Annotated in this window: 17 protein-coding genes and 1 other RNA gene; 6 read left to right on the forward strand and 12 right to left on the reverse strand. The window is 70.6% G+C overall.

Translation table 11 applies throughout. The features are described from left to right. Nucleotides 1-129 precede the first annotated feature (129 nt). Complete coding sequence (locus tag AB0G47_RS10140) at nucleotides 130-1,383, forward strand: MFS transporter (RefSeq protein ID WP_360766359.1); 1,254 nt, start codon at nucleotides 130-132, stop codon at nucleotides 1,381-1,383. On the opposite strand, the gene dacB is transcribed toward AB0G47_RS10140, so the two are convergent. The 8 genes from dacB to ftsE form a co-directional block, all read right to left on the reverse strand. Further along, nucleotides 1,307-2,899: a D-alanyl-D-alanine carboxypeptidase/D-alanyl-D-alanine-endopeptidase gene (gene dacB, locus AB0G47_RS10145; RefSeq protein ID WP_360766362.1), complete on the reverse strand. Its 1,593-nt coding sequence runs from the start codon at nucleotides 2,897-2,899 to the stop codon at nucleotides 1,307-1,309. The two genes, AB0G47_RS10140 and dacB, sit on opposite strands and share 77 nt — an antisense overlap. After that, complete coding sequence (locus AB0G47_RS10150) at nucleotides 2,896-3,756, reverse strand: collagen-like protein (RefSeq protein WP_360766365.1); 861 nt, start codon at nucleotides 3,754-3,756, stop codon at nucleotides 2,896-2,898. Before AB0G47_RS10150 ends, dacB begins: the two co-directional genes overlap by 4 nt. Further along, nucleotides 3,753-4,025, reverse strand: coding sequence for a hypothetical protein (locus AB0G47_RS10155; RefSeq protein ID WP_360766368.1), 273 nt, complete (start codon nucleotides 4,023-4,025; stop codon nucleotides 3,753-3,755). The genes AB0G47_RS10150 and AB0G47_RS10155 overlap by 4 nt, the downstream gene beginning before the upstream one ends. Nucleotides 4,026-4,204: 179 nt before the next feature. Then, nucleotides 4,205-4,593: a transfer-messenger RNA gene (gene ssrA / locus AB0G47_RS10160) on the reverse strand. Between the two features lie 108 nt (nucleotides 4,594-4,701). Then, the gene (gene smpB, locus AB0G47_RS10165) at nucleotides 4,702-5,223 is read right to left on the reverse strand and encodes an SsrA-binding protein SmpB (RefSeq protein WP_266866383.1); all 522 of its coding nucleotides are present in this window, start codon (nucleotides 5,221-5,223) and stop codon (nucleotides 4,702-4,704) included. 18 nt (nucleotides 5,224-5,241) lie between these two features. Further along, a complete protein-coding gene (locus tag AB0G47_RS10170) occupies nucleotides 5,242-6,432 on the reverse strand; it encodes a S41 family peptidase (RefSeq protein ID WP_360766371.1) in 1,191 nt (396 codons plus the stop codon). A gap of 78 nt (nucleotides 6,433-6,510) precedes the next feature. Then, nucleotides 6,511-7,428 (reverse strand): permease-like cell division protein FtsX, encoded by a 918-nt coding sequence (gene ftsX, locus AB0G47_RS10175; protein ID WP_360766374.1) that lies wholly within the window; start codon nucleotides 7,426-7,428, stop codon nucleotides 6,511-6,513. A 43-nt stretch (nucleotides 7,429-7,471) separates the two neighbouring features. Then, nucleotides 7,472-8,161: a cell division ATP-binding protein FtsE gene (gene ftsE, locus AB0G47_RS10180; protein ID WP_266866377.1), complete on the reverse strand. Its 690-nt coding sequence runs from the start codon at nucleotides 8,159-8,161 to the stop codon at nucleotides 7,472-7,474. 239 nt (nucleotides 8,162-8,400) lie between these two features. Between ftsE and AB0G47_RS10185 the strand changes: the two genes are divergently transcribed. After that, complete coding sequence (locus AB0G47_RS10185; RefSeq protein WP_360766377.1) at nucleotides 8,401-8,595, forward strand: hypothetical protein; 195 nt, start codon at nucleotides 8,401-8,403, stop codon at nucleotides 8,593-8,595. Between the two features lie 103 nt (nucleotides 8,596-8,698). Here the strand turns inward: AB0G47_RS10185 and AB0G47_RS10190 are convergent, their stop codons facing one another. From AB0G47_RS10190 to AB0G47_RS10205, 4 genes are all read right to left on the reverse strand, one after another. Beyond that, a complete protein-coding gene (locus AB0G47_RS10190; protein WP_360766380.1) occupies nucleotides 8,699-9,373 on the reverse strand; it encodes an LPXTG cell wall anchor domain-containing protein in 675 nt (224 codons plus the stop codon). A gap of 294 nt (nucleotides 9,374-9,667) precedes the next feature. Further along, on the reverse strand, nucleotides 9,668-10,774 hold the full coding sequence (gene prfB / locus AB0G47_RS10195; protein ID WP_360766383.1) for a peptide chain release factor 2: 1,107 nt from the start codon (nucleotides 10,772-10,774) through the stop codon (nucleotides 9,668-9,670). Nucleotides 10,775-10,978: 204 nt separating this feature from the next. Continuing rightward, nucleotides 10,979-12,214 carry a serine/threonine-protein kinase gene (locus AB0G47_RS10200; protein ID WP_360766386.1) on the reverse strand — a complete coding sequence of 412 codons (1,236 nt, stop codon included), beginning with the start codon at nucleotides 12,212-12,214 and terminating at the stop codon, nucleotides 10,979-10,981. Nucleotides 12,215-12,436: 222 nt separating this feature from the next. Next, on the reverse strand, nucleotides 12,437-14,047 hold the full coding sequence (locus AB0G47_RS10205; RefSeq protein ID WP_360766389.1) for a serine/threonine-protein kinase: 1,611 nt from the start codon (nucleotides 14,045-14,047) through the stop codon (nucleotides 12,437-12,439). Nucleotides 14,048-14,465: 418 nt separating this feature from the next. Here AB0G47_RS10205 and AB0G47_RS10210 point away from each other — a divergent pair, with 418 nt between their 5' ends. The 4 genes from AB0G47_RS10210 to AB0G47_RS10225 all read left to right on the forward strand — a co-directional run bounded on the left by AB0G47_RS10210 (nucleotide 14,466) and on the right by AB0G47_RS10225 (nucleotide 21,626). Further along, nucleotides 14,466-17,636 (forward strand): FHA domain-containing protein, encoded by a 3,171-nt coding sequence (locus tag AB0G47_RS10210; protein WP_360766391.1) that lies wholly within the window; start codon nucleotides 14,466-14,468, stop codon nucleotides 17,634-17,636. A 358-nt stretch (nucleotides 17,637-17,994) separates the two neighbouring features. Beyond that, complete coding sequence (locus AB0G47_RS10215; RefSeq protein ID WP_360766394.1) at nucleotides 17,995-19,392, forward strand: ABC transporter substrate-binding protein; 1,398 nt, start codon at nucleotides 17,995-17,997, stop codon at nucleotides 19,390-19,392. A gap of 75 nt (nucleotides 19,393-19,467) precedes the next feature. Continuing rightward, entirely contained in the window at nucleotides 19,468-20,748 is a 1,281-nt protein-coding gene (locus AB0G47_RS10220; protein WP_360766607.1) for a sugar ABC transporter permease, read from the forward strand. Continuing rightward, a complete protein-coding gene (locus AB0G47_RS10225) occupies nucleotides 20,745-21,626 on the forward strand; it encodes a carbohydrate ABC transporter permease (protein ID WP_360766397.1) in 882 nt (293 codons plus the stop codon). The genes AB0G47_RS10220 and AB0G47_RS10225 overlap by 4 nt, the downstream gene beginning before the upstream one ends. The last annotated feature ends 140 nt before the right edge of the window (nucleotides 21,627-21,766 follow it).

The raw sequence follows: 21,766 nt of genomic DNA on the forward strand, positions 1-21,766 counted from the left end.
AGAGCGGCCCCACCAGGTCATGAGATGTACGAGGCTCTCCGGTCACCCCGGGAACTTACAACGCAGGTGCGTGAATCGGCACCCAGAAGGTGTTGGACCGTGCGCCACCGCCCCGGTGATGGTGATCCCATGCCGCCCGCCGAACACCCCCGCCGCGTCCCCTACGCCCGCCTCTTCCACATACCCGGAGCCGTCGCCTTCACCGTCGGCAACCTCATCGCCCGCCTCCCCATGGGCATGTTCAGCGTGAGCGCCGTCATCATGATCGCCGGGGCCCGCGGTTCGTACGCGCTGGCCGGCGCCGTCACCGCGACGGGCCTCGCCGCGACCGCCGTGGTGGCCCCCTGGACGGCGCGCCTGGTCGACCGTCACGGCCAGGCGCGGATCGCCGTGCCGGCCACCGCGATCGCTGCGCTCGGATCGCTCTCCCTGCTGCTGTGCGTGCACTACGGAGCGCCCGACTGGACCCTGTTCGCCTCCTACATGGCGACGGCCACGACCCCCAACACCGGCGGCATGTCCCGGGCCCGGTGGGCGCATCTCCTGAAGGGCGACGCCAGGGCCCTGCACACCGCCAACTCCTTCGAACAGGCGGCGGACGAACTGTGCTTCATGCTCGGCCCCGTCGTCGCTGCCTTCCTGTGCGGGGCGTTCTTCCCGGAGGCAGGCACCCTCGTGGGCATCGTCCTGCTCCTGACAGGCGTGCTGCTCTTCGCCGCCCAGCGCACCACGGAGCCGCCGCTCCAGGAACGTACGGCCACGAAGGGGAAATCGCCCCTCCACGCGCGCGGGATGCCCACCCTGCTCGCCGCGTTCCTCGCCACCGGCGCCGTCTTCGGCTCGATGGAGGTCGTGACGATCGCGTACGCCGACGCCCAGGGCCACAAGTCCGCCGCGGGCGCGATCCTCGCCCTGCAGGCGGCGGGCTCCTGTGCGGCGGGCCTGCTCTACGGAGCCGTCGGACCGCGCGGTTCGCTGCGCCGCCGGCAGATCCTGTGCGCCGCCGCGATGGCGCTCCTGATGACCCTCCCCCTGCTCGCCGCCGCCCTCACCGGCTCGCTCCTGGTGCTCGCCGGGGCCCTTCTGGTCGCCGGGATGGCGACCGCCCCGACCATGGTCACCGGCATGACCGTCGTCCAACAGCTCACCCCCGAGGGGCGGTTGAACGAGGGCATGACCCTCGCCGTGACCGGCCTCCTCGGGGGCATCGCCTGCGGCGCGGCGGGCGGCGGCTGGGTGGTGGAGCACCTGAGCGCCACCACGGGTTACGCGGTCCCGGTCACCGCCGCGTGCTGCGCGCTGCTGCTCAGCATCGCGCGGGCTTCCGCCACGAGCACTCCAGATCGCCGCTCGGCTCGGCCGCACGCTTCGCACGCGGCTTGACCAGCACGGCCTTGTCCTCGGTCGACTTGGCGAGCGTCACCACGATCGCGTCCTCCAGGGCCTTCACCGAGGAGGGCAGGTAGTTGTTGAGGACGATGCTGAAGACGAGTTCCCGTCCGCCCGCGTCCTTCACGTACCCGGAGAGGGCGGACGCGCCCGTCAACGACCCTGTCTTCGCATGCGCGTTGAGGGCCGCCGGGGTCCCGCACATCCGCGAACGCAGCGTTCCCCCGACAGACTTGCCCGGGCCGCAGGCGACCGGCAGCGACTTGTACCAATCCCCGTACCAGGGCTCGCCCTTCGCCGAGAGAAGGAGCTTGATCAGCTGATCGGCGGGCGCGTTGTTCTTGCGTGAGAGTCCGGAGCCGTCGACGTGGCGCAGCTTGCCCGGATCGACTCCGGCCGTCTTCAAGTAGCCACTGATGGCGGCGATTCCGTCCGTCCAGTTTCCGGACCGACCGGTCGACTCGTACCCCATCGTCTTCGTGAGGTTCTCCGCGTGCATGTTGTTGGAGAGCTTCATGAAGGGGATCATCAGCTCCTTCAGCGGCATGGATTCGTGCTCGGCCAGCTGCCGCGCGCCCTTCGGGGTCGCGATCCCCGCCTTGGTGGGGCCGCTCACCCGCACCCCGTGGCCGGCGAGCGCGTCCCGGAAGATCGCGGCCGCGTAGCCGGTCGGCTCCCAGACGGCGATCCACTCCTTGGTGGCGTCGCCGCCCACGGGGACGGTTCCGGTGACGGTGATGGTGTTGGTGCCGTGCTCCCGCTCGATGGTGAGCGTGTCGTCGCCGCCCGCCGCGACCGTCTCGGCGCTGATGTCGACGTCCACGTAGTCGGTCTTCGGGGACACCGTCACCTTGGGCTTGTCCCCGGCCTTCGCTCCGGGCACGGCCTCGACGATGACCGTTCCGGTGTCGTAGTCGGTGTCCGGGGCGACGCTCAGCGCGGAGATCTGGGCGGCGTAGTACGCGAATTCGTCGTCACCCGCCCAGGTGTCGCCGATGCGCCGGTCGTCGAACCGGGTGTCGTCCGCGACCAGACGCCCCGAGACCCGCCGGACACCCGCGTCGGCGATCTTCGCGGCGAGCCGGTCGTAGTCCGCGACGAGCGTCGTCGGATCGCCGGTGCCGCGCAGATACAGATCGCCGGCGAGCACGGGTCCGTGCTGCTTGCCGTCGGTGAGGACATCGGTGGTGAAGCGGTGATCCGGGCCGAGCCGCTCCATGGCGGCCGCCGATGTGAGGAGTTTGGTGTTGGAGGCGGGCATCAGGCGGCCGCTGGGCAGGTGCTGGTAGAGCACGTCACCGGACGTGGCGTCGGCGACGACGACGCTCGCGGCGCCGCCCTCCATCCGGGGATCTCCGAGGATGGTGTCGATCGCCTCGGGCAGACCACTGCGGTCGGAGTCCGCCCCGGCCGGGGCACTCAGCGAGAGGGAGGCCGCCGCGAGGCCGAGCACGGCGGGCCAGATCCAGTGGCGCATACGGGTGTTGACGCGTCTCACGGGTCTACTCATGGCCCAGGAGCATCCCTGACTCCGGCGCCCGGCGACAGACCCCACTCCGCGGTCCTCCGCGGCCGGCGGCAGCGGACCTGCAGCGCGGCCGCCAGCAAGAGGGCCGGTGCCGGGTCGGCGGGGGCACCGGCAGCGCGGCGGCAGACCAGGGCGTCGGGGTCTTCGGGAGGCTGCTGAAGGCTGTAGCCCTCGGGGCAGGTGGGCCCCGCTTCCCCCTCGGGGCCTCGCTCGCCGGGAGGCCCGGCGGGTCCCGCTGGGCCCGCGGGTCCCGCCGGGCCCGCGGGACCCGAGGCACCGCCGTCACCCGCGGGACCGGGAGGGCCGTCGGACCCTGCCGAGCCGGCCGGCCCTTCGGGCCCCTGCTCGCCGTCCCGGCCGTCCACGCCCGGGGGTCCCGTCGGCCCTGGCTCTCCGGGTTCACCGGACTTCCCCGGCTCCCCGGGCTCGCCCGGATCTCCAGGGTCGCCCTGCTGCCCGCCGCTTCCGCGCGCGCCCTTCTCGCCCGGCTTCCCTTCCGAGCCGTCCGCACCGTCGGCCCCGTCCTCGCCGGGCGAACCGGGCGCCGTGACAGGCACGCGCACCCGGGCCAGCAGGTCGTCGATGGCGTCGGACGGGTCCGGCGCCGCGGGCGTGCCCCCCTGGGACCTGACCTGCGCACGCAGCGTGCGCACGTCCCGGGCGAGGGTGGACACGGCCTCGCCGCGCCGGTCCGCCTCCGCGGCGAGCTGGTCGGCACGGCGGTCACCCGCGTCGATACGGGCCCAGAGAATCGCCGCGACACCGGTGAGCGCGACCAGCACACAGACGAGAAAGACACTGCGCCAACGGCGGGCCAGGAGTCGCTCGAGCTGGATCACGGCGTGCCTCCGAGCCGTTGGTTGTCGATGAGAAGCCGTGCGATCTCGCTCTGGTCATGGGCGTGCAGGGCGTTTAACTCGGCCAGTTTCACGTCGCGTTCGGCGACCTGGCGCTCCAGCCGGTCCCGCTCGCTCTGGAGCTTCTCCGTCAGGCTGGAGAAGCCGGTGAGCGCGTTCTCCCCGCGCTTTCCGAGATACGCAGCCACAGCCGCGCCAAGCACCCCCAGACAGGCGAGAAAAGATCCGAAGAGAGTGACGGTGGCATCCAAAAGCGACTGCCTCCTGCTCTTGCGTACGCAGCCGTCCTCTGCCCCGCCGGCTGCTGTGAACCTCCACTCGGATGCAGTAACGAGTCACATGCCCAGAGGATGTGCCCCACCGATCCGTGCCCCGCACACGGAAAAAGCCCCCTGGCCGGTGGCCAGAGGGCTTTAACCTCACATGGGAATTGTGGAGATGGCGGGAATCGAACCCGCGTCCAACGGTGCTAAAGGAGGGCTTCTCCGAGCGCAGTTCGCTTCGATTTTCTCGGCCCCGGTGATCTCGCGAACAAGTCTCCGACGGGCCCAGCCACTGTTTGATTTCCCATCGAACCCCGTGACCGGGCTCGATGGTTTAGTTCCCTAGATTATGCCAGGATCCGGGTCGGGAACACTCCCGGGCTGACACCCATTAAGGGTCCTTCACTCACTGCTTATTAGGCAGCGAGGGCGAAGGACTGGGAATCGCTCTTAGAATTGGCGATTATTGGTTGCGACATATGGTTTACGAGATCATTGCCGCTTCCTCGGCTCGCTTCCCCTGCTTCGACATCCGCTGTCGAAACCGATCATCCCCATGTTGATTTTTCAATGCTTGCCCCTGCTGTGAGGAGCAAGGCCCATCGTACGTGACCAACGCACGACGATGCCAGCCAATTCCTGGCGACCTCAGGCGGCGAGCACCTCAGGCGCTCCGCTGGCGCCGCTTGACCGCCGCGATCGCGCGGTTCGTCTCGCGGGTGTCCTGCTTCTCACGCAGCGTCTGCCTCTTGTCGTACTCCTTCTTGCCCTTGGCAAGAGCGATCTCGACCTTGACCCGGCTGTCCTTGAAGTACAGGGACAGGGGCACGATCGTGTGACCCGTCTCCTGCGACTTGGACTCCAGCTTGTCGATCTCCGCCCGGTGCAGCAGGAGCTTGCGCTTCCGCGTGGCCGAGTGGTTGGTCCAGGTGCCCTGCACGTACTCCGGGACGTGGATGTTGTGCAGCCACGCCTCTCCGTTGTCGATCTGCACGAAGCCGTCCACCAGGGAGGCCCTGCCCATCCGCAGCGACTTGACCTCGGTGCCCATCAGGACGAGGCCACACTCGTACGTGTCGAGGATGTGGTAGTCGTGCCGCGCCTTCTTGTTCTGCGCGACCATCTTCCGGGCGGGGGCCTTCTCAGCGGCCTTCGCGGCCTTGCGCTTTACCTTTTCCTTCGCCATAGTGCGGCCATTTTCGCACTACGAGGGGGGTCCGAGGCCAGTCAATACTGTCTCGGCCCGGGTCTCCGCCCCGCCGTCGACCTCCAGGTCGGGGGTGATGCCCCGGCCGTCGACCGTTCGCCCCGAAGGAGTGCGGTAGTGCCCGACCGTCAGCTCGGCCACCGAGCCGTCGGGCAGCCGGCTCGGCATCTGGACCGAGCCCTTGCCGAAGGTCTTCGAGCCCACCACGACCGCCCGGCCGCGGTCCTGCAGCGCTCCCGTGAGCAGTTCCGCCGCGCTCATCGTGCCGCCGTCGACCAGCGTGACCACAGGTCTGGAGGTGTCCCCGCCCTGCTCGGCGTGGAGCGCCTTCTGCCGGCCGCGCACGTCGTACGTCGCCACCAGGCCGCCGTCGACAAGGCCGGACGCCGCGGTGACCGCCTCCGACACCAGGCCTCCGGAGTTCCCCCGCAGATCGAGCAGGATCCCGGCGCCCTCGGGGGCCTCGCGCACCGCTGAACGCACCCGCTCGCCCGACCCCTTGGTGAAAGCGTCGACCTTGATCAGTACGGCGCCGCCCGCGATCCGGGTGACCGTGACGGGGTCCGTGGAGAGGCGGGCCCGGTGCAGCGTCTCGCTCCACGCGCGCGTGCCCCGCTCCAGGTCCAGGGTGACGGGGGTGCCTGCGCGGTCGCCGCGCAGCAGGGACACCACCTCGGTGACGGGAAGCCCCGCCACGTGCCTGCCGTCGATGCTCGTGAGCCGGTCGCCCTCGCGTACGCCGGCCCGGTCGGCGGGGCCGCCGTGCTGGACGCGGGACACCTCGATGCGCCCGTCGGCCGCGCGCCTGGCCCACAGGCCGACTCCGGTGTAGGCGCCGTCGAGGGCCTGCTCGAACTCCTGGAACTCCCCGGGGGAGTACACCGAACCCCAGCGGTCACCGCTGCGGCTGACGGCGTCCTCCGCAGCCTTCTTGCCGGACTTGCCGTCGGCCATCGCCTCGGCGGCGGCGTCGGCCGCTTCGTCGGCGGTGTCGCCCGCGTCGCCGGACGAGGCGACGGAACGGGTCGCCGGGGAGGGCGACTTCCGGCCCTGCTGGGCGCCTTCGCTCCAGGATCCGGTGGCCGCGCCGGTGGCGAGGACAGTCGCGAAGACCAATGTCAGCGTGGCCCCACGGCGGATGCGGCGGGGCCGGGAGAGCCGGTCGCAGAACCGGTCGGGGCCTGACATGCCGGTGAGTCTAGGACAACGAAGGGCGCCGTACGGCCGGTTGAACCGTACGACGCCCTTACGTACAGGCGGGTCTTGTCACACCTTGAGGTACTTGCGCAACGCGAAGAACGCGGCCAGCGCGGGCATCAGCAGACCGATGGCGAGCACCAGCGGCAGCTTGGCCAGGACCGCGTCCCACCCGATGAAGTTGATCAGATTCAGCTTCTCGGAGAGCGCGAGACCGTGGTCGATGATGAAGTAACGGCCCACCAGGAGCATGCCGCAGGCGACACCGCCGCCGATGAGACCGGCGACGGCGGCCTCCATGATGAACGGCATCTGGATGTAGAAGCTGGACGCGCCGACCAGCCGCATGATGCCGGTTTCACGTCTGCGGCTGAACGCCGAGACGCGCACCGTGTTGACGATCAGCATCAGCGCGACGACGAGCATCAGCGCCATCACCGCGAGCGCCGCCCAGTTCATGCCGTTGAGCAGCCCGAAGAGGTTCTCCAGGATGCCCTTCTGGTCCTGCACGGACTGCACGCCGTCACGCCCGGAGAAGGCGGTCGCGACCACCTGGTACTTCTCCGGGTCCTTCAGCTTGATGCGGTACGACTCCTGCATCTGGTCCGGCGTGAGCGAGCTGGACAGCGGGGAGTCGCCGAACTGCTCCTTGTAGTGCTTGTACGCGTCGTCGGACGACTCGTACGCGACCTTCTCCACGACGGGCATCTTCTTCAGATCCTGGCGGATCTGTTCCTTCTGCTCGTTCGTGACCGCGCCCTTGGCACACTTGGGGTCCTGCTCGGCGTCGGCCTTGTTGCAGAGGAAGATCGAGACGTTGACCTTGTCGTACCAGTAGCCCTTCATCGTGCTCACCTGGTCGCGCATGAGCAGCGAGCCGCCGAACAGGGCGAGCGAGAGGGCGACGGAGACGATGACCGCGAAGGTCATCGTGAGATTGCGGCGGAGACCGACGCCGATCTCCGACAGGACGAACTGGGCGCGCATGGCTCCCTTTCAGTGGATCAGTGCTGTGGATCAGTACGGGTCGTCAGTGCTGGTAGCCGTATACGCCGCGCGACTGGTCGCGGACGAGACGGCCCTTCTCCAGCTCGATGACCCGCTTGCGCATCTGGTCCACGATCTGCTGGTCGTGGGTCGCCATGACGACGGTCGTGCCGGTCCGGTTGATCCGGTCGAGCAGCTTCATGATGCCGACCGACGTCTGCGGGTCGAGGTTGCCGGTCGGCTCGTCCGCGATGAGGAGCTTGGGGCGGTTGACGAAGGCTCGCGCGATCGCCACCCGCTGCTGCTCACCACCGGAGAGCTCGCCGGGCATCCGGTCCTCCTTGCCGCCGAGACCGACGAGGTCGAGGACCTGGGGCACGGACTTGCGGATCTCGCCGCGGGACTTGCCGATGACTTCCTGCGCGAAGGCCACGTTCTCGCCGACGGTCTTGTTCGGAAGGAGACGGAAGTCCTGGAAGACGGTGCCCAACTGGCGCCGCATGTGCGGCACCTTGAAGTTGGAGAGGCGGGCGAGGTCCTTGCCGAGGACGTGCACCTGGCCGTGGCTGGTGCGCTCCTCGCGGAGGATCAGCCGCAGGAAGGTGGACTTTCCGGAGCCGGACGATCCCACCAGGAAGACGAACTCGCCCTTCTCGATCTCCAGGGAGACATCCCGGAGAGCGGGCCGGGACTGCTTGGGGTAGGCCTTGGAGACGTTGTCGAATCGGATCACGGATGCACCACGGGTAGCCGGGGGTAGGTGTGCGTGACCATACGCGAAGGCGGTGCGCGAGCGCAGTCAGCGTCCTGAGTTGCGCGAATTGTCTCGGATATACCACGGAACAGATCAGTCGGAAACCGACTGTGCCGGGCGGGCCGCGCCGAAATCCGTGGAAGCTGGCACAGTGGAAGGGGAACGGTTGGGTTCCCCCTAGCGTTGGGCAGGCTGTGACTGTGCGGGAGGAGGAGCGCATGACCTATGACAGGTTGGTGTGCGCGAACTGCGCGGCGCCCGTCAGCGAAGGCCGCTGCCCCGTGTGCCGGGCCAATCGCGAGCGCATGCAGCAGCAAGAGGGGCCGTTCGGCGGCCTCAGCCCTGCGGCCCTGATAGGGGTTCTCGTGGTGCTGATCGCGGCGATGGCGCTGCTGGCGCAACAGACCGTTTAGCGCGCCAGGGGCGCGCCAGGACACCCAGAAGGGCCCGGAGCTGTGCTCCGGGCCCTTCTGACGTACGTCGCGTACATCACGTACGCATACCGCGTGCCCTGGATCAGGCAGCGGCGCCGCGGTTGCCGACGAAGCGCGGCAGAACGCGGAAGCCGATGCCGCCGGCGATCATCGTCGCGGCGCCGATCAGCAGGAACGTGGTCTCGGCGGCACCCGTCTCGGCGAGCTCGCCCTTGTCGGCCTTGTCGCCGCCCTGCTCGACCGGGGTGGAGCCCGTGTCGGTCAGGCTGTCCTTGCCCTTGCCCTGCTCGACGGGGTTGGAGCCGCCGTCAGGATCGTTGTCGTTACCGCCCGTGCCGTTGCCGTTACCCGGGTCGCTCGGGTCGGCGGTGGGCTCGTCCGTCGGGTCCGTGGGGTCCGTCGGGTCCGCGGTGGGCTCGGTCGGCTCCTCGGTGGGCTCCGTGGGCTCCTCGGTGGGCTCGGTCGGCTCCTCCGTGGGCTCGGTGGGCTCCTCGGTGGGCTCGGTCGGCTCCTCCGTGGGCTCCTCCGGGTCCGTCGGGATCTCCGTCGGCTCCTCGGTGGGCTCGTCGTCGTCATCGCCCAGGCCGACGTCGACGCCGATGCCGTTCTCGTCGGCGTTGGCGTGGACGCCCGCACCGCCGAGCTCGACGCCGACGTCCAGGGCCGAGGCGGCACCGGCAGCGGTCAGCGAAGCACCTGCGGCGATCACCGCACCGGCCGCTATCCGTGCCACGCGGATCCGCGTCTTCTTGGTCATCTGGCTGCTACCCCCAGTAGCTGAATCGTCAGTGAGGCAGCGTCCGGGACTGCGTTCGCCGGGGGCACTGGATCGGCCCCCACAGACCACACGCGTCCCAGAGATACGCATGCCGCTCGCTAGCCTTTCCACTTTTCATGACAGCGTCAAGGTCGTTGCGGGCGCGATGTCTGAAATGGGATCAGTTGACCGGCGTACGGAGATGTGACTGTGACGTAAGAGGCACAACAAAGGGCAACTGCCGCCACAGGGGCAGCAGTTGCCTTGTCGATAAAGCGGCGCGAGCGCTTTCCGCTACTTCTCCTGCTGCTTGCGCCAGCGAATTCCGGCCTCGAGGAAACCGTCGATCTCGCCGTTGAACACGGACTCCGGGTTGCCGACCTCGAACTCCGTACGCAGGTCCTTCACCATCTGGTAGGGGTGCAGGACGTACGAACGCATCTGGTTGCCCCAGGAGTTGCCGCCGTCACCCTTGAGGGCGTTCATCTTCGCCTGCTCCTCCTGGCGGCGGCGCTCGAGGAGCTTGGCCTGGAGGACGTTCATCGCGCTCGCCTTGTTCTGGATCTGCGAGCGCTCGTTCTGGCAGGAGACGACGATGCCGGTGGGGATGTGCGTCAGGCGGACCGCGGAGTCGGTCGTGTTGACGCCCTGGCCTCCGGGGCCCGATGAGCGGTACACATCGATGCGCAGCTCGGACTCGTCGATCTCGATGTGGTCGGTCTGCTCGACGACCGGGAGGATCTCGACGCCGGCGAAGGAGGTCTGGCGGCGCCCCTGGTTGTCGAAGGGCGAGATGCGGACCAGACGGTGGGTGCCCTGCTCGACCGAGAGCGTTCCGTAGGCGTACGGGACCTGGACGGCGAAGGTGGTCGACTTGATGCCGGCCTCTTCCGCGTACGAGGTTTCGTAGAGCTCCGACTTGTAGCCGTGCCGCTCGGCCCAGCGCAGGTACATGCGCTGCAGCTTCTCGGCGAAGTCGGAGGCGTCGACGCCGCCGGCCTCCGCGCGGATGGTGACGAGCGCCTCACGGGCGTCGTACTCGCCGGAGAGGAGCGTGCGGACCTCCATCTCGTCCAGCGCCTTCTTCACGGCCGTGAGCTCGGACTCGGCCTCGGCGCGGGTGTCCGGGTCGTCCTCCTCCTCGGCCATCTCGAAGAGCACGCCGAGGTCGTCGATGCGCCCGCGCAGGGCCTCGGCCTTGCGCACCTCCGCCTGGAGGTGGCTCAGCTTGCTGGTGATCTTCTGTGCCGCTTCCGGGTCGTCCCACAGGGACGGCGCGGCCGCCTGCTCCTCGAGCACGGCGATGTCTGCCCTCAGCTTGTCGAGGTCCAGGACGGCCTCGATCGACTCCATGGTCGAGGAGAGGGACTTGAGCTCTTCGGATACATCGACGACTGCCACGGGTCCAGCCTAACGGCTGAGCGCAAGCGGTCTGCCCTCCCGGGCGGGGGAACGGTGTCGCCGGGCCTGCGGGGGTGTCGTGCTGCCCTGGGGGCGGAGCCTGCCCCGGCGCTTCGCGCCGGATCTTCCCCACCCACCCGCCCGATTGCCCCGGAGGTACGGGTGGGTGGGCGGGAAGGTCTCGTGGGTGGGAAAGGCCCCGGGTCAGGGGGAATCTGGGGCCGAGTTTTTTGTGTCCTGGGGGGTTGCGTCCGCGTCGTCGTCGCTGGTGGCGGCCCAGGTGCCGATGCCCGCGGCCGCGACGATCACCGCTCCCGCCACGCCGAGCGTGATCCTGCGGCGACGGGCCGAGGCGCGGTGGCGGGCCGAGCCGGGGCGGGCCGAACCCGCGGCACGGGGGGCGCGGGCCGTGCCTCGGGCGCCGCCCGCGAGCTCGTCGGGGCCGGGGACCCGCATCGAGGTATGGGTGTCGCGGTTCGAGTCGGGGGCGGCTCCGGGGACCAGAGGGACCGCTCCCCGGCGGGGGGCGCCCGGGGCCGGGTCCGGCGCGGGCTCCTCGTCGGCCTCCTCCGGCAGCGGCTCCGTGTCCGGCTCGTCCACGTCCAGCGGCGGCATCCCCGCCACCAGCGGCTGCAGCTCCCGCAGGCGCGCGGCCAGCTCGGAGGCGCGAAGGCGGGATGCCGGGGCCTTCGCCAGGCACTGGACCATGAGCTGCCACAGCTCGTCCGGGATGCCGGGGAGGGGGACCACCGTCTCCGTGACGTGGCGGCGGAGCACCGCGCCCGGGTGACCGCCGCCGAAGGGTGTGAAGCCCGCCAGGAGCTCGTACAGGACCGTCGCGAGGGCGTAGATGTCGACCGCCGCGCGCGGGGGCAGGCCCTCGATGATCTCGGGGGCCAGGTAGTCCGGCGTACCGATGATCTTTGTCGCGCGCGTGCGGCGCGGGGAGTCGATCAGCTTGGCGACGCCGAAGTCCGTCAGGAGCGCCGGGTGCGAGCCGCCGGGGCCCAGCGGACCCTGCATGTCCAGGAGTACGTTCTCCGGCTTCACGTCACGGTGCACGATCCCCGCCGCGTGCGCCGCCGCGAGCCCGTCCGCGACGTCCGCGACGATCGCCACCGCCGCCTCCGGAGCGAGCCTGCGCTCACGGTCCAGGCGGGTGCGCAGATCGGTGCCGCGGACCAGGTCCATGACCAGGGCGAGGTCGTTGCCGTCGACCACCAGGTCGTGGACACCCACCACGCGCGCGTGGTCGAGGCTCAGGAGTGCCGTGCGCTCCTGGACGAAGCGGCCGACGAGCTCCTGGTCGGACGCCAGGTCCTCGCGCAGCAGCTTGATGGCGACGGGTCCCTCGGGTCCCTCGCCGAGCCACACCGTGCCGGCGCTGCCCCGACCAAGGATCTGGTGGGCGGTGTACCGGCTGCCGATCTTGCGTGCCAAGACTGCTCCTACGGATGCGTGTTGGCGACAAAACTACGCGGCCTCGACGCCAACCTTCACTCCAGGAGCAGAAATCACCCCACAGGTGTCGACAAATCCCCAGAGTCGGGAGGGGATTCGCCAAGAAGGGGCCGATAAGGACAGGGAAAGAAGGGAAAGAAGAGAGACCGGCCGGGAGCTGGTGGCTCCCGGCCGGTCTCTGATTTTCGGTTCTTGTCCGCGCTAGTTCCCGCCCAGTTTCCCTATCCAGCCGGAAACGGAGTCGTACCAGGAGGTGAGCTGGTCCCAGTACCCCTTCGTCGTACCGATCCACTCCTGGAGCGGGCTCAGCTCCCAGACGAGCCAGCTCGCCACGAAGAGGATGACGATGGTGAACAGGCACCCCTTGAGGCAGCCGAGACCCGGGATCTTCATCGGGTTCGCGCTGCGCTGCCTCGGCTCGCGCGGCGCGCGCCCGGCGGGCGGCTGCTGCGGCGGTGCCTGCTGCGGCGGCGCGGCGTACTGGCGCGGCTGCTGCTGGGGCTGCGGCGCCGGTGCGTACTGCTGCGGACGCTGCTGCTGCGGCGCGTACTGCTGAGGGCGCTGCGGCTGCTGCTGGGGGCGGGCCACCTGGCGCTGGGGGCGGCGGCGCAGCGGGTCCTGGTTCGGGTCCAGGTACTGGACCTGGGTCTGTTCGTTGCGGTCGCGGGCCGCCCGCATCTGGTTCTGCCAGGGGTGCGGGTCGTCCGGGTTCGCGCCGGGCTGGTTCGGCGGCACCGGCGGCATGACGGCCGTCGGGTCGGCGTCCCCGGCACCCGGACCGGAGCCGCCGGTGTTCTGCATGACGCTCGTCGCGGCGTTCGGGTCGTACGATCCCGCGTTGCTCGGCAGGACCTGGGTGGGGTCGGCGGCGCCGGCCGTCCCCGGCACCGTCGCGGGCGCCGGATCGGGCATCAGGAGGGCGCCCACGCCCTCCGCGGCGGCGATCTGCGCGCTGGACGCGTGCACGCCCACGCCGTCGGCCACGGCCCGCAGCCCGCGCGCGAGGTTCTCGGCGCTCGGCCGGTGGTCGGGGTTCTTGCTCAGGCAGCGCTCTATGACCGTCCACAGCGGGTCAGGGACCGTGGAGGGACGGCTCGGCTCGGCGCTGAGGTGCTGGTGGAGGACTTCGAGGGCCGAGCCGCCGGAGAACGGCGGGCGGCCGGTGACCAGCTCGTACAGCAGGATGCCCGCGCCGTAGATGTCGACGGCGCTGGTCTGCGGGCGGCCCTCGGCGGACTCGGGCGCCACGTACGCGGGCGTGCCGACGAATTCGTGGGTGCGGGTCAGACCCGGGGAGTCCGCGAGGCGCGCGATGCCGAAGTCGGTCAGCATCGGGTGCAGCGAGCCGTCCGCCTCCTGCTTGAGCAGGACGTTCGCGGGCTTCAGGTCGCGGTGCACGACGCCGTCCGCATGGCTCGCGGCCAGCGCGTCGGCGATCTGCGCGGTCATCAGGGCCGCGGCGACCGGCGTGAACGGGCCGTTCTCGCGGAGATAGCGGTGCAGGTCAGGGCCCTCGACCAGGTCCATGACGAGGGCGAGGAGATCGCCCTCGACGACGAGGTCGCGGGTCCGCACGATGTTCGGGTGGGTGAGTCTGAGCAGGACGGAGCGCTCCCGGAGGAAGCGCATCACGACGTCCGCGTCGTTGGCGAGCTCTTCCTTCAGGACCTTGATCGCGACCGTCTCGCCGGGCTGGCCGGGGACGGCCGCCTCGGCGCCCGCGGTCTCGCGCTGGCGGGCTCGCCAGACGGTGCCCGTGGCGCCGCGCCCGAGCGGCTCCTCGAGCAGGTACTTGCTGCCTACCGGCCGCACGTCATGCGCTCCCTGCTGATCTGGCTGGTCTGTCCGGACCCGGCTACCCGCCGGAAGGTGTTCCGACCCACTCTAATGCCGCCGTCCGGGGCACCGGCGGGTCAGATTCCGCACCGGCCCCAAGGTGTCCGGATCGTTGTTCGGTGGAAAGACGCCCGACCGGGGCCGTTGGTTGCCGGGTGGCGGCGAATTGACCTCCGTCACCAACAGGCAACCGTTGATCGCAACGGTCCAAGCAGGCACTTTTCCGAGCAGAGCCGACCAATCAAGATCACTTACGGGTGGCCGCCGGGCGTGTTGTCAGTGGCAGGTGCGAGGATGCTTTCCTGATACTGGCCGACGTGCCCGTGTGTGGTGGGGGAATCACAGCGCGAGTCCCCCTGCCCGGCGGCAAGGGCAGAAGGGACCGCTGACGGCGATGCAGATCCGGCTGACCGTCCTCGGGCCGCGCAGCGGCCGGACCGAGCCCCAAGGCGGCCCCGCGCGCGGGGCCAGTGACGTGCTGGTGACCGCCCCCGCAGGGACCGCGCTCGCCGCCGTCGCCTCCGGCCTCGCATCGGCCGTCGCGGGCGGCGAAGGCCCCCTGGTCCTGTACGCGGAGGCGGAGCGGCTCGACGCCCAGCGCAGCACCCTCGGCGAGCCCCCGCTGATCGACGGAGCGGTGCTCTCGCTCGGCTCCCCCGCCGAGCCGGGGCCCGAACTGGCGGGCGCGGCGGCCCAGTTGCACGTGGTGGCGGGCCCGGACGCGGGCGGTGTGCATCTGCTGCACGGCGGGCAGATCCGCATCGGCCGCTCGGCTGACGCGGACGTCCCCCTCGACGACCCGGACGTCTCCCGGCTGCACTGCGCTGTGACGCTCGGCCCGGACGGCCAGGTGACCGTGACGGACCTGGGCTCCACGAACGGCACGACGGTGGACGGCCGCGAGATCACCCGCCGGCCGGTGCGCCTCTCCCCCGGCTCCCTGCTGCGGCTCGGCGAGTCCGCGCTGCGGCTCACCGGCGGGGACGGCGTGGGCGGTGCGCTTGCGACGGCGCCGGACGGCGAGGGGCACGTGCGCGTGCGGACCGCCCAGGACAACGACGCCCCGCCCGCCGGGCCCGCGGCCCCCTCCGAAGGCACGCACCACGCGTACGGCACCTCGGGGTGGGGCGCCTCCGGCGGGGACGGCCGGGACAGCGAGGACGGGGCGTACGGCACGCACGCGTACGGGCAGACGTCGGTCACCGACGTGCCGCTCGTGCCCCAGCAGGGCGGCGCCCCCGACGCCGAGCGGACCCGCGCAGGCACTCCGCCGCGCGGGACGACCGTGCCGCGCGGCCTGCGCAAGCGGGGCGGCCTCTCCGCCTGGGCCCGGCGGCTCACCGGGGGCCGGGACGACGAGCACGCGCCGGCCGACCACGACGATGACGACGACGCGTACGACACCGGCTCCCCGGAACCGGCAGGTCCCACCCCCGAGGACCTCGCGGTGGCCGCCGCCGCGCGCACCCCCGAGTCCTGGCCCGACCCCGCGGCCCTGCTGCTCACCGCGCTCGGCCCCGGCCCCCGCCTCTGGGAGCGCGGCCCCGGCCACCCCGAGACGCTCGCGGTCCGGCTCGGCACGGTCGACAGGGCGACGCCGGACGACCGCGGCCTGCTGCCCGCCGTCCCCGTGACGGTGAGCCTGCGGGAAGCGGGCGCGCTCGGCCTCGCCGGACCGCGCGAGCGGCTCACGGGGCTTGCCCGCTCGGTCGTCGCCCAGCTCGCGGCCCTGCACTCCCCCGACGCCCTGGAGCTCGTGCTGCTGAGCACGGACCGCACGCGGCCCGCGCCGGAGCGCGTCGCCGAGTGGTCCTGGCTCGGCTGGCTCCCGCATCTGCGGCCCGCCCACGGCCAGGACTGCCGCCTCCTGCTCGCCTACGACCGCGAGCAGGCCCTTGCCCGTACGGACGAGCTGTTGCGCCGTCTGGAGGATCACCTGGCGGACACCTCAGGGGCCGGCCGTTCCGACCCCGGCGGCCGACCCTCCGCGCGCACCGTCGTGGTGGTGGACGGCGACCCCGGGGCCGCCGGGCTGCGGGAGGCCGTGGTGCGGCTCGCGCGGGACGGGGCCGCGGCCGGCATCCATGTCGTCTGCCTCGCCGAGACCCCGGCCGCCTCGCCCGCGTCCCCGGTGTCCGCCACGTACGAAGCCGCCTGCTCGGTGTCGCCCGCCTTCCGTGCCTGCGGTGCGGTCGCGCTGCTCAGCGGTGATGTGGCGACGGCGCTGCGGCTGCTGCGCACGGTGGACGGGCATCCGGCGGGGCACGGGACGGTCGCCGCGGTGGACGCGGTGTCGCAGGCCTGGGCGGAGCGGTTCGCCCGCGCGCTTGCTCCTTTCCGTACGGACGGGGCGCCCGGTGACGGGCACGCGCGTGTGTCCGCGCCGTTGCCCCAAATGGCGCGGCTCCTTGACGAGTTGGGGCTTGCCCGCGCCACACCCGCGTCCCTGATGGCGCGGTGGGCCGCGGCAGCCGACGATCCCGAGGCGCTCGGCGGGCGGGCCTGGACCGTGCTCGGGGCGGGGCCGCGCGGTCCCGTGGTCGTGGATCTCGCCGCCGAGGGGCCGCATCTGCTGGCCGAGGGCCCCGCCGGGAGCGGCCGCACCGAACTCCTTCGGTCCGTCGCCGCGTCGCTGGCCGCCGCCGAGCGGCCCGACCGGCTCGGGATCGTGCTGATCGACGGGCGGGACAGTACGGGGAGCGGGAGCAGCGGGACTAGCGGGGGGAACATACGGCTCGGGGAAGGCCTGTCGTCCTGCACCGACCTGCCGCACGTCACCACGCATCTCGCCGCCAACGACCCTGTCCGGATGCGGGAGTTCGCGCAGTCGCTGACGGCTGAGCTGAAGCGGCGGGCGGAGTTGCTCGGGCGCCTTGGGTTCGCCGAGTGGCATACGCAGCGGGAGGTTTCGGGGCGGCTGGTCGCGCAGCGCGCGGGCGGTAGTGGCGGGGTGGGGACGGCTCCCTCCCCCGACGGGGATCTTGATCCGCCGCCGAGTTCCACGATGCGGCTGCGGCCTGCCGCCGCGCGGAAGGGGGCCGAGCCGGGGCCGCCGTTGCCTCGGCTCGTCGTCCTTGTCGACGACTTCGACGCGCTGCTTTCGCCGGCTCTCGGGTCGCCGGGGCGGCCTGCGGCGGGGTCGGTCGTGCGGGCGCTTGAGGCTGTGGCGCGGGACGGGGAGCGGCTGGGGGTGCATCTGGTGGCCACGGCGGGGCGCAGTGAGCGGACTCCGGAGACGGAGTTGGGGCGGCGGGCCGCGCTGCGGGTCGTCCTTGACGCGGTGTCTCCTGGGGCGGAGGAACCTGCCCCCGGGCGGGGGGAGTTGCGGTCTGCCGAGGGGCGGGTCAGTGCCTTCCAGGCGGGGCGGGTCACTGGGCGCATTCCGCGTACGGCGACCTTGCGGCCCACTGTTGTTCCACTGGAGTGGGAGCGGATGGGGGATCCGCCGGCTCGGCGGCCGGTGCGGGAGCTGGGGAACGGGCCTACTGACCTGGCCTTGCTGGCCAGTGCGCTGGAGCGGGCTGCGCGGTCCGTTTCCGCGGAGCAGGTTCCGTCGCTGTTGTAGCGCTGCACCTTGCAGTTGCCGGGCGCCTTGCTGAATCGGTGCCCGGCAGCTGTGCGTTGTGCCCACCCGTTCCGCCGTGCGGAACGCCTGCCCACAACGAAGACGACTGGTCCAGGTCGGGGGCGCCGTGCGGAACGCGCACAACGCGGACGGCCGGCCCGGGCGGGGGCGCTGTGCGGAACGCCTGCCCACAACAAGGGGGGACGCGGAAGTGTCCCGGTCCCGCTGTTCATGACGGCACGTCACAACGGCATCACGATCGGCTAGTTGTCATGGTTGGTGCTCTTGCCGGTGTTCCCCGGGCGGGCGTAGACAAGCCGCACGGGACTCGCTCGCCAGTGAAGAGAACGGGGCAGTGATGCGCAGCACTCTTCGTACACGCAGGGCACCGCACCATCGGCGTACCACCGCCAGGATCGCCGCGGCCGTCGTCGCGGGGGCGCTCACCCTCACCGTCACCGCGTGCGGTGGCGACGACGACAAGGACGACGGGAACGGCGGGGACAAGGGCGGCGGCAAGGAGAGCGCGGCCGCGGTCCAACTGCCCAAGCTGGACGGGCAGAAGGTGTCCGTCGCCGCCGTGTGGGGCGGATCGGAGCGGAAGGTCTTCCTCAAGGTTCTCGACGAGTTCGAGAAGAGGACCGGGGCCGACGTCTCCTTCGTACCCGCGCAGGACCCCATCATCAGCTTCCTGGAGTCGAAGGTCGCCGGCGGCCAGCCGCCGGACGTCGCGATGCTTCCGCAGGTCGGCGCCATCGAGCAGGCGGTCCAGAACAAGTGGGCCAAGCCCGTCGGGCCCGAGGCGCAGAAGCAGTTGAAGAAGAATTACGCGCAGGGGTGGCAGGATCTCGGGGCAGTCGACGGCAAGCAGTACGGCGTGTACTTCAAGGCCGCCAACAAGTCCCTGGTCTGGTACAACACCAAGGTCTTCGAGAACGCGGGCACCGAAGAGCCCAAGACCTGGGACGACTTCATGAAGACGGCCCAGACCGTGTACGACTCCGGCGTGCCCCCGATTTCGGTCGCGGGCGCCGACGGCTGGACCCTCACCGACTGGTTCGAGAACATCTACCTCTCGCAGGCGGGCCCCGAGAAGTACGACCAGCTGGCGAAGCACGAGATCAAGTGGACGGACCCCTCCGTGAAGGAGGCGCTGACCACGCTCGGCGAGCTCTACGGCAAGAAGGGATTCGTCGCGGGCGGCGCGGACGGCGCGCTGCAGACCGAGTTCCCGGCCTCGGTGAAGCAGACCTTCACCGGCGGCGACCAGCCCAAGGCGGGCATGGTCTTCGAGGGCGACATGGTCTCGCTGCCGATCTCGGAGACGAAGGCGAAGGTCGGTACGGACGCCAAGGTGTTCCCCTTCCCGGCGGTCGGGGAAGAGTCCCCGGCGGTCGTCGGCGGTGACGCCGCGGTGGCGCTGAAGGACAGCAAGGGCGCGCAGGCGCTGCTCACCTTCCTGGCCTCGCCGGACTCGGCGAAGATCTGGGCCGAGGCGGGCGGCTTCGTGTCCCCCAACAAGAGCCTCGACCTGGCGGCGTACCCGAACGACGTGCAGCGGGACATCGCCAAGGCGCTCATCGCGGCGGGCGACGACATCCGCTTCGACATGTCCGACCAGGCCCCGCAGGCGTTCGGCGGCACGCCGGGCAAGGGCGAGTGGAAGGCGCTGCAGGACTTCCTGAAGAACCCGAAGGACGTGGAAGGCACGCAGAAGGCGTTGGAGACGGCCGCCGCCAAGGCCTACAAGGACTGACGCGCCATGGCGTCCGCGAACGCCGGGGGCACGCCGAACGTGGCGCTGCCCCCGGCGCCCAAACCGCGCAAGAGCGTGACCGGCACCCGTAAGTCCGTGGCAGCGCTCTTCCTGCTGCCCGCCCTGGTGCTGCTCGGCGCGCTCGTCCTCTACCCCATCGGGTACTCGCTGTTCCGCAGCTTCTTCGACAAGTCGGGCGACTTCACGGCGTTCGGCAACTACGAGACCCTGTTCACCGACGACACCATCCTCACCGCGATCAAGAACAACGCGATCTGGGTGGTGGTCGCCCCGACGGTCGCGACCGGCCTCGGCCTGATCTTCGCCGTGCTCACCGAGCGGATCCGCTGGGGCACGGCGTTCAAGCTGGTCATCTTTATGCCGATGGCGATCTCGATGCTCGCGGCGGGGATCATCTTCCGGCTCGTCTACGAGTCGGATCCCGACCGGGGTGTCGCCAACGCCGTGTTCGTGGCAGCGCACGACACCTTCGCCGAGTCGTCCGCGTTCCCACAGGCGCATCCCAGTACGCAGTCTCCGCTGAAGTCGGCGGGCGGTGGCGCCTTCATCACGCGCAAGCCGGTCGAGGCGGGCACGCCCGTCGCCCTGCCGCTGACCGGTGTGGCACCGGACAACATGCCGGACGACGCCAAATCGGCCGCGGCCGCGAAGCCGGACCCGGACCAGGTGACCGGCACCGCCTGGCAGGACTTCACGCGCGGCAAGGGCCGGGGCGAGCTCAACGCCCCGGACAAGGCCGAGTTCGGCTATCCCGGGATCAAGATCGAGGCCGTCAAGGACGGCAAGGTGGTGGCATCGGCCGAGGCGGCGGGCGACGGCACCTTCGCCCTGCCGAAGGAGGCCGACGGGGCCCAACTCCGGTTCCCCGCATCGAACTTCCGCGAGCCGTACAACGGCGTGGACTGGCTCGGCCCGTCCCTCATCACGCCCGCGGTGATCGGCTCGTATCTGTGGATCTGGACGGGCTTCGCGATGGTCCTGATCGCGGCGGGCCTGGCGAGCGTGCCGCGTGAACTCCTGGAGGCGGCGCGCGTGGACGGTGCCAACGAGTGGCAGGTGTTCCGCCGGATCACCGTGCCGATCCTGGCGCCGGTGCTAGCCGTGGTCGCGGTCACGCTCATGATCAACGTACTGAAGATCTTCGACCTGATCTTCATCATCGCGCCGAACTCCTCGAAGGACGACGCGAACGTCCTGGCGCTGCAGCTCTACAACTCCGCGTTCCTCGACAAGGATTCGGGAGTGGCGAGCGCGATCGCCGTGCTCCTGTTCCTCCTCGTGATCCCGGTGATGATGTTCAACATCCGGCGACTTCGGCGGGAGGCTCGGCGATGACCACCCAGGTCGAAGCAGTGAAGGCCAAGCAGTCGCTCGGCGGGCGGATCGCCGCCGTGCTCAGCGGCAGTGCCGTACGCGTCTTCCTCGTCGTCATCGGTCTCTTCTGGCTGGTGCCGACGATCGGGCTGCTTCTCGGTTCGCTGCGCACCTCTTCCGACATGGCCGAGAGCGGCTGGTGGAAGGTGTTCAGCACCCCGTCGCAGATGACGCTGGACAACTACAGCAACCTGCTCAAGGACGAGACGATCACCGACTCGATCCTGTCCAGCATCATGATCACCGTCCCGGCGACGCTGCTCGTCGTGATCATCGGGTCCCTGGCCGGATACGCCTTCGCGTGGATGGAGTTCCCGGGGCGCGACTGGTGGTTCCTCGGCGTCGTCGGGCTGCTCGTGGTGCCCGTGCAGGTGGCGCTGCTTCCGGTCTCCAAGATCTTCGGCGAGATCGGCATCTTCGAGACGACGGTCGGCGTGGTCGTCTTCCATGTGGCCTTCGGCCTGCCGTTCGCGATCTTCCTCCTGCGGAACTTCTTCGCGGAGATCCCGCGCGAACTCCTGGAGGCGGCACGCCTGGACGGGGCCGGTGAGCTGCGGCTCTTCCTCAGGGTCGTGATGCCGCTCGGCGCGCCGGCGATCGCCTCGCTCGGCATCTTCCAGTTCCTCTGGGTCTGGAACGACATGCTGATCGCGCTGATCTTCGCCGACTCCGAGAGCCCGCCGATCACGGTCGCGCTCCAGCAGCAGGTGCGGTCCTTCGGCGACAACGTGCAGATCCTGGCGCCCGGCGCGTTCATCTCGATGGTGATCCCGCTGGCCGTGTTCTTCGCGTTCCAGCGGCAGTTCGTGTCCGGCGTGATGGCCGGAGCCGTCAAGTAGCCGCCCGACAAAGGCACTTGTAACGCACTTGTACATTCGTTCGGCGAGTGAGGCGGTCCCCGGCGGGGGCCGCCTCACCTGCGCCCATCCCCCGTCTGCCGCACCCGGCGTAACCCGACCGGCCCTCCGGGCGTTTCGGG

Origin of the sequence: Streptomyces sp. NPDC021622 (genome assembly GCF_040640795.1) — a bacterium.
Classification (GTDB): domain Bacteria; phylum Actinomycetota; class Actinomycetes; order Streptomycetales; family Streptomycetaceae; genus Streptomyces.